This is a genomic window from Arenicella chitinivorans, from assembly GCF_014651515.1.
Taxonomy (GTDB): domain Bacteria; phylum Pseudomonadota; class Gammaproteobacteria; order Arenicellales; family Arenicellaceae; genus Arenicella; species Arenicella chitinivorans.
This window is the reverse complement of sequence record NZ_BMXA01000013.1, coordinates 1-6,428: the sequence shown is the minus strand read 5'-3', so window position 1 is coordinate 6,428 and position 6,428 is coordinate 1. Positions and strand designations below refer to the sequence as shown.

7 protein-coding genes are annotated in these 6,428 nt (G+C 44.5%); all 7 read right to left on the bottom strand.

All coding sequences use genetic code 11. The features are described from left to right. Positions 1–1,465: 1,465 nt before the first annotated feature. A complete protein-coding gene (locus IE055_RS17735; protein ID WP_189403033.1) occupies positions 1,466–1,696 on the bottom strand; it encodes a hypothetical protein in 231 nt (76 codons plus the stop codon). 511 nt (positions 1,697–2,207) lie between these two features. Then, positions 2,208–3,047, bottom strand: a complete 840-nt coding sequence (locus tag IE055_RS17730; RefSeq protein WP_189403032.1) for an alpha/beta fold hydrolase — start codon at positions 3,045–3,047, stop codon at positions 2,208–2,210. Continuing rightward, positions 3,044–3,466 (bottom strand): MarR family winged helix-turn-helix transcriptional regulator, encoded by a 423-nt coding sequence (locus IE055_RS17725; RefSeq protein WP_229794361.1) that lies wholly within the window; start codon positions 3,464–3,466, stop codon positions 3,044–3,046. The genes IE055_RS17730 and IE055_RS17725 overlap by 4 nt, the downstream gene beginning before the upstream one ends. A 182-nt stretch (positions 3,467–3,648) precedes the next feature. After that, on the bottom strand, positions 3,649–4,062 hold the full coding sequence (locus IE055_RS17720) for a hypothetical protein (protein WP_189403031.1): 414 nt from the start codon (positions 4,060–4,062) through the stop codon (positions 3,649–3,651). A gap of 102 nt (positions 4,063–4,164) precedes the next feature. Continuing rightward, complete coding sequence (locus IE055_RS17715; RefSeq protein WP_189403030.1) at positions 4,165–4,539, bottom strand: hypothetical protein; 375 nt, start codon at positions 4,537–4,539, stop codon at positions 4,165–4,167. An 80-nt stretch (positions 4,540–4,619) separates the two neighbouring features. Further along, positions 4,620–5,021, bottom strand: a complete 402-nt coding sequence (locus tag IE055_RS17710; protein WP_189403029.1) for a hypothetical protein — start codon at positions 5,019–5,021, stop codon at positions 4,620–4,622. A 67-nt stretch (positions 5,022–5,088) separates the two neighbouring features. Further along, the gene (locus IE055_RS17705) at positions 5,089–6,303 is read right to left on the bottom strand and encodes an IS91 family transposase (protein WP_189403028.1); all 1,215 of its coding nucleotides are present in this window, start codon (positions 6,301–6,303) and stop codon (positions 5,089–5,091) included. Between the last annotated feature and the right edge of the window lie 125 nt (positions 6,304–6,428).

The window sequence follows — 6,428 nt, the reverse complement described above, 5'->3', positions numbered from 1 at the left end:
GCCGACGGTGTACGAAGAGCGATATTTTTTGAAGCAGGAAAGTGTCTAGGAAACTCAGGCCTTACCAGAAAGCAGAATCGAATTTTATAATAGAACTTTCTGAGTAATATATCTCAACGCTTGTCGATGGCGAAAAGTCATACGCTGACAAACCTCGTTTTTCTATTTCCGCTTCACTTCTTCCGAGCTTTTTACTCAGTAATCCAGCCCATTTGTTTACAAATTCTTTATTCACTCATCATTCCTGATTTCTTGGTAGCACATAGCGCCGTTATAAAAGCAGAAACACCAGGTAGTAGCTAGTGCCGCCATTCTACTGAGCCTTCACAGTGTATTTCACACTGCGGGTTATGCAGCCACGAAATGTATAGAGTGATACCCGCAGTAATTACGCCAGCTAACATAGAATTTTTAGGAGGGGGCCCACACACAATTTTCATATTCCCACGCCCAGAAATCGTGTTCCTCAGATTCAAACAAATACTCAATTCGTAGCTCTGCTTTTAATACCATATATTCCATAGCTCTGGCTTTAGCCACTTCAATACTATTAAAGATATACTGGTCACCATTTACATAAAGCCTACATTTTTGATTCATGACCGCCCGACTCATTTACACATAACGCCTTTGAAACGGGCGCGCGTTTTCTGCGCGTCCGAGGGAACGAAGTGACCGTAAGTTTTCAAACTTGTTAGTTGTCATTCAAGTACTTTCCTCGAAATGACATTAAGCTATAGGTTATAAAGATACAACATAAGGTATTAATTCTAAATTTTCGGAGTGCTTTTATCTCTTCAATAGTAAAGGTTTCGTCAATGGTATATCCCATTAGAAGAATGAAGTGCACGGTGGAAAAAAATATAAGCGCCAAAACAGCTGTAAACAACCATGTTTTGGTGATGATTGGCTGCCCAATTTTCTTAAAGTTCAAGCTCCAAACCAACCCTACTAATACTATCAAGGGTAAATACACGAATGTGAACTGTAACAACTGTTTCATCAGTACAACTAACGCCGTGAACACGGGCGCGGGTACCGCGTCCGAGCGAAGCGGCAGTGTTTTGCCTTGTTATATGCCTTTAAACCAATCATTTGTTTCTTTATCAAAGAGTACGTTACCAAACGGTTTTGGTAACGAATGGCCCGTAAGAATAGATGGAACATTCTTATACGTTTTTTCGTAAATTATTATTGCTTTATCTCTTAAAGATTTCCACTGATAAGACTTTCCAAGAACTCTACAACGAGCCTCAGCAGAAGCGAACTTCATTATCAGGTTTCTTAGTTGTGTCTCTGTACAGTTTTCCAGAAAGCTTTGCCTAAAAACCCTTTGATCGGGAAACATCTTTTTTTGATTAAAAGTCGCTTTAGCCATTGTGCATATAACGCCAAACAAAGGGGCGCGACGACAGGAGCGTCCCGCCGTTAGGCGTACTTTTGATTCTTGTTATTGTGATTTTATTCACTGTAGTCTATTAAAAATTACTATTGATAACCAAACAAGAAAAACAATTGCCAAGCCAAATGTTGAAGCGATTGTTTGATCTTTTGGTTGAAGGTTCCCTCTTGGGTATTTGCCAAGAGTAATTGCAAGTAAGGAAACTCGACCAACATTGAATAATAGAGTTAACCAGATTAACTGCCATAAAAGGAACCTAAATACAGGCTTTGCAAAATCTAGAATTTCATCCATAACTTAATTCACAATAACGCCTTTGCAAGGGGCGCGTTGAAAACGCGTCCCGCGCAGTGAGTGAAACGAACGTAGCAAATTTTGCAAACTTGTTAGATATCATTTCAGTTACTGCCATACTTGTCATTGAAATAATCGAGTGTATAGCCGCTCTCAAGAAAAACCTCCTTGCATTTAATTTTCATGTCGTTGTCTTCAACGATAAGTAAACCACCTTCTTTGCTGATTCTAAGGTTTGTTATTTTCCAGAAAACTAGAGTTTCTATGGCATCGCATTCAATAAAGATTAAATACTTTTCTGACTCAGGGTTAGTAGTATTAATACGATACGTCAACCTATCGTGCGAAGGTGAGAAATCCCACAGCCGTGCGCTTAATCGGTGCAGTTGTTTAAGCGATTCATCATTTAGGCGATTCATTCGATTGCAGTCCAGTTTCTCTGTATATCTAACGCCGCATTCACCGGCTTGTCCGGTGCAATGCTTTGTTAGGCTTGCTTCTCCTCGATTATTTAACTTTCCATCAAAAACTCAAGAAGAGTATTGTTAAAGACCTCAGGCTGATCCATTAGCGGCAAGTGCCCAGCGCTCCGAATACGAGAAAACTGCGCATTTGGCATAACCTTAGCTGTCGCCTCGCCATTTTCTATAGAAAAGAGCTCGTCATCTTCTCCCCAAACAATCAGAGATTCATTTTTTATTTGACGAAGAGCATCCTCGGGTATCTTCGATACCGCCGCACCTTTTCCGTGGCGAAAAGCATTCTTGCCGCCCTTGCTCTTAAGAACTTCTACGGAATAGTGCGCGTGATTGGGATCCCTATTAACAGGATCGAACAATATATAGCGTGAGTAAAATCGATTTGCCAGAGAAGAAGGAATACAATTCAGCCAAAGCATGCCGAAAAAAGAAGCAAAAGAAGGCTGAGCACCGAGTGCTCCAGCATCAACGAGAACAAGCTTGTCGACCATTCTTGGATTATCCAGAACGAATTGGAGTGCAATAGCCCCTCCCTGAGATAAGCCTACAATGTGAGCTTTAGGGATATTGACTGCCAATAAGAAGTCCTTTAGCCATTTGGAAAAATAAACCCGATCGTATGAAGCCTTGGGCTTATCGGATTCACCGTAACCAACTATGTCGGGGGCAATTACGTGAAAGTGCTTTGATAAAGCGCCAATGGACGGATACCAAGTTACCGCCCCAGCTCCGGCTCCATGTAGCAAGACAAGAGGTTGACCAGAGCCTGACGACAAGTAGGCTGTTTCAATCGAACCCGCCATAACATGGCTTTGAGTCACAGACGTTTCGATTTTATCTATTAGAGCTTGTCGGTAGTGCTCTCTAGTCATTTTGCTACAACCCTAAGCAGCTCTGAAAATGCGCTTAACCGTTTTTTTTCGATGGACTCAAACAATGCAACTGAAGAATACTCAAACGAAATTTTTGCCTCTTCAGTAATTTTTTTTCCAGTCTCTGAAAGGGCTACCAGGCTGACTCTGGCATCACGAGGATTGTACGACTTTTCAATAAGACCTATTTTCTCCATTGGATTGAGAAGACGGGTAACGCCGGACGGGCTTAACCCGACTTGCTCCGCAAGATCGCTGCGTCGCATTTTCTGATTGGTAGCGATATACAGCTGATTTAGAACAAGGTACTCTGATAGACCAATACCATGCACTGAAAGCGCGGCGCCTACCCTCTTCTGAATTTTACTTTGCAGGCTGATGATACTTATCACCAAATCAGCTTCTAAATTTTCTGACACAGACACCTCTTTGCTTAATGCTTGAGCGCGCAAACATAAATCAAAATACTTGCCAAGTCAAACACTACACAACTATATGACTATAGAGACCGATGCCTAACGCCATTGCAAGGGGCGGAGCGAAGCGACGTCCCGCGCAGTGAGTGAAACGAGCGCAGCATTTTTTGCAATCTTGTTATGTTTCATTTCTCGGTTTCAAAACGAGTGAGATGCTCTATTTCTTTTAATTCGATGTGCGTTGTTAACAGATGATAGTTCTCTATTGCTCTTTCAAGCATCTGCCTTGCAGATGCTTTTACACAACCAGAAAGATCACTAACACCATGTTTTGTGGAATTTTTTGCGCCGTTTAGAAGCTCATTAGCGTCTCGATCTGAAAGTTCTTCGTCATTCAAACCTAGAGCGATACTTTTTAAAGCGGCCTTATCAGTTTCAAAACTATGTTTACCGCCAAAAGAGGAAACGTATCTCCCGAATATTTCTTCAGCTGCGCCAGCACAATGCAATGCCGAAAAATAAGACTTTGAATCATAGAAATGATATAGCGCTGACTCTAATAGCTCTGATGCCACTTCATGCTTCTGGTGGGTTTCCATGATTTAGTTCTCGCTAAACATAACGCCAATAACACGGGCGCGGGCGTAGCACGCGTCCGAGCGCTGAAAGCGCTTTGTGTTTGTTCTTGTTATGTGTCTTTTTCATTCGCTTTTTTGGCTTTCAATAATGAGTTTAAACCGGGCAATGACTGACACAGTCAGTGCCAAAAATATTAGAGGCATTAAAAGGTTTCGTTCTTCACAAAGATAGATAGAAAATGCGTGTGGTAGTGCCAAGGCACCCAAGAACCAAACTGGCCAATTCTTACCGAACAAAAGTAGTATGTAGCAAACTATGTTCACAATTGAGATTAACCCGAATACCGCAAAGGCCCACATTGGTGGAGAATACAAAGACAAGTTTGTAAGCGGCGCTTGTCCAAGTAAGCCGTATCTAATTGCAGGTTCCATGTTTAGGCCAGCAGCCAAAATAGCTATGAGCGAAAATATGATTTTTGATGGTTCTAATTTACTCATCTGAATACTCTTCGCACACATAACGCCCAAATTTGCGGGCGGCTGAAGCGAAGCGTAAGACGCTCCGCAAGATTTGTTTGTTAACTGCAATTTATGGACCTAATTTCCAACGCCCATTCTGACAATAGAAATGGTATCTTGTTTGAACTTAATCTTTTAGCAAGTAAATCTATATCCTGTGTCTTTCTTCGCCATACAGCTTTAGAATTTTCAACACCTTCCTGAACGAACTGTTTTGGAATGATTAGATGAGCAATTTCAGCGTAGGGAAATGGTTGCCCCCAAGTGCCACCATCATTCAATCGATCATTTTCTAGTTCTTCCGGGCTTGGAATACCTGAAGTATAATAGCCAGAATCTCTACTTAGGCGCTGGTAAGTCGTCCACGAACACCAACTATTTGAGTGCAATGACGAATACGACCCCTTCCCGAGAGTTTCATTTGCGATTTTGAAAAAGACTTTCCACTCTTCGTCACTCATGTTTTTTGCCAGTTAACGCCCAGAAAAGCTGCTTTGCTCAGCGCAAAAAAAGACTCCGCACGCTGAGTCATGGTGGACTTGCGCAAATTGTGTTTGCAAAGTCGCCTTTTTCGTCTTGTTGTACATTCCCACCTCGATCTTGATGCTTCTTTAAGGAAATTCCTTTTTGCAGACTGGGACCAAACGTTCTGTGCTCAATAACCATCGGATGCGAGCACTGCTTACATAACAATATCACGCGCAATTGCACGCTGCCAATGGCGAACGCTGCCAATTCCATCTCACTCTGCGGATCGAGTTCCCTACGGCATTGATTACGCCTGCGCCGACTGGCTCCTGCGTACAAGCCGAAGTGGCGAACCGTGTGTGTACCCACCACGGGCACATGCTCTAACCAGCGATCAAGAAACTCCATCGGTCTCTCCGAGCGCGTCTTGATGCGCCCATCGCGATGATCACGATATCGAAACTCAATGGCCCGCGCATCCAGGCGCGTGATTTGCGCACCACGAATCGGGCCGCCTTTGATGTAGCGCGACAGATACAACATCACGCCTTTGCCATGCTCATACCGGGTTTGCACACGCACGTTCCACCTCACCCCGTACGCTTGGCGAATCCGCTTTAACACACTCCCCACTGACTCGCTCGGCGGCAACACCAAGTGGCCGCTGCGTAACTCGGCTTTCAACGCCGCCTGGACCTTGGCGCGATACACCTCACGCAATACCCGACCGGGGGCTAAATACTCACCGCTCTCGGTCCACTTACCGGCTCCAGATAACCCGCCAGCGGTCACCAGACAGTGAATGTGCGGATGCAGATTCAACTGGCGACCCCACGTGTGCAGTGACGCGATAATCCCCGGCTGATACCCGCCAAAACGTGTGCTTCCCAATACCGACATTAAGGTCTCGCGCGATGACTTGAACAGTAGCTTACCCAGCCATTCTCGGTTGTACTTCCACAACACTCGATACACCGAAGGCAAAGTGAACACCACATGAAAATGCGGACAATCGAGTAGTCGGCGTTGCTGCGATTCAACCCACTGATGTTGCGCACGATTCGAACAACCCCGGCAACTTCGATGATGACACGAGTGCGCGACGTCAATGGCCCCATGCCCGGACTCACACGCATACCGCGTGTGCCCATAGCGCTCGGTTCGACAACCAACGATCGCCTCGATCGCTCGACGTTGATGCACCGGTAGTTTGCGTGCGCGCAGCTCCGGCTCGTAGTGACTTAATAGCTTTTGTAATACGTGGTTCTGGGACATGTCCTTGTCTCCGTTTTAATCCTCTTAAATCAACCGCCTCCGCGTAGCGGATATGTACAACGCCAATAACATGGGCGGATGCGTAGCAGACGTCCGAGCGCTGAAGGCGCTTTTGTGTTTATTCT

What these genes read in the sequence shown, in the direction of transcription:
- IE055_RS17735 (WP_189403033.1), bottom strand. Translation starts at nt 1,696, where the DNA reads ATGGATGAAATTCTAGATTTTGCAAAGCCTGTATTTAGGTTCCTTTTA.
- IE055_RS17730 (WP_189403032.1), bottom strand. Translation starts at nt 3,047, where the DNA reads ATGACTAGAGAGCACTACCGACAAGCTCTAATAGATAAAATCGAAACG.
- IE055_RS17720 (WP_189403031.1), bottom strand. Translation starts at nt 4,062, where the DNA reads ATGGAAACCCACCAGAAGCATGAAGTGGCATCAGAGCTATTAGAGTCA.
- IE055_RS17715 (WP_189403030.1), bottom strand. Translation starts at nt 4,539, where the DNA reads ATGAGTAAATTAGAACCATCAAAAATCATATTTTCGCTCATAGCTATT.
- IE055_RS17710 (WP_189403029.1), bottom strand. Translation starts at nt 5,021, where the DNA reads ATGAGTGACGAAGAGTGGAAAGTCTTTTTCAAAATCGCAAATGAAACT.
- IE055_RS17705 (WP_189403028.1), bottom strand. Translation starts at nt 6,303, where the DNA reads ATGTCCCAGAACCACGTATTACAAAAGCTATTAAGTCACTACGAGCCG.